We start from the raw sequence: 973 nt of genomic DNA on the forward strand, positions 1-973 counted from the left end.
GAGCCTTTTGAACCACACCCGACACCCCTGGGCGGGTCAACCATACGAAGGGCCGACCGCATCCCGCAGAACAACGTAGGGAGCCTTTTCCAACCTCAGCTTGAGGCGTGGTGAAGGGCGAGAACGGCCTTCACGATGTCGGTGATGCGGTTGGTGCTGCACCGGAGCTTCCGGAGAAGTCGCCAGCCCTTCAGGGTGGCCATGGCCTGCTCGCCGAGGCAACGGATCTTGGCGTGGCTGCTGTTGTGACGGCGCTTCCATCGCTTGAGACGGCGGCCCCGGAACGGGACCCGGATGGTCCCGCCGGCTCCTTGGTACGCCTTGTCCGCCCAGCATTTGAGCCCCGCCTCGGCGAGGTTCTCGATGATTCCGTGCTGCCGGGCGGCGGTCAGATCGTGGGTCGAGCCGGGCAGGGCTGGTGAGGCCCGCAGCAGGCGCCCGAACGGGTCGGTGAGGACCTGGACGTTCATGCCGTGGCGTTTGTGTTTGCCCGAGTAGTACGGGGTGTCGGCTGCGATGCGGTCGATCGGGAGCAGGGTGCCGTCGAGGATGACGAACGCCTTCGCCCGGATCGTCTTCATCGCCTCGGCCAGGGTCGGGGCGAGGGCGGCCAGTACCTCGACGGCCTCGCGTATGTAGCGGTACACGGTCGCAACCCCGATGCCGAACCCGGTGGCGAGCTGGGCGTAGGTGTCGCCGCACCGCAGGTGGGCCAAGGCGAGTAGGGCCTGGCGCCCGGCTGACAAGCGCCGCCATCGCGTCCCGATCTCCCCCCGCCGGATGGCGAGTTGTCCGGTCAGGAACCGCAGGGTGCGGCTGGACAGATCAATCGAGGACGGGTAGACAAGCACGCGAAGCTCCTGGCAGCCACGGGTGATCTTGGTCGAGAACCCGTCTACCAGGAGCTTCGTCGTTGCGCAGGAGCGTCTAACTCGCGGTCAATGCCACGAGGCTGGAAAAGCTCACTTACCCG

The 973-nt window shown here is 66.6% G+C and carries 1 protein-coding gene; it reads right to left on the reverse strand.

Translation table 11 applies throughout. The features are described 5' to 3' along the window. Window positions 1–95: 95 nt before the first annotated feature. A complete protein-coding gene (locus OO54_RS40890) occupies window positions 96–851 on the reverse strand; it encodes an IS5/IS1182 family transposase (RefSeq protein WP_033212813.1) in 756 nt (251 codons plus the stop codon). Window positions 852–973 lie beyond the last annotated feature (122 nt).

Origin of the sequence: Streptomyces wedmorensis, from assembly GCF_000716445.1 — a bacterium.
Lineage (GTDB): Bacteria > Actinomycetota > Actinomycetes > Streptomycetales > Streptomycetaceae > Streptomyces > Streptomyces wedmorensis.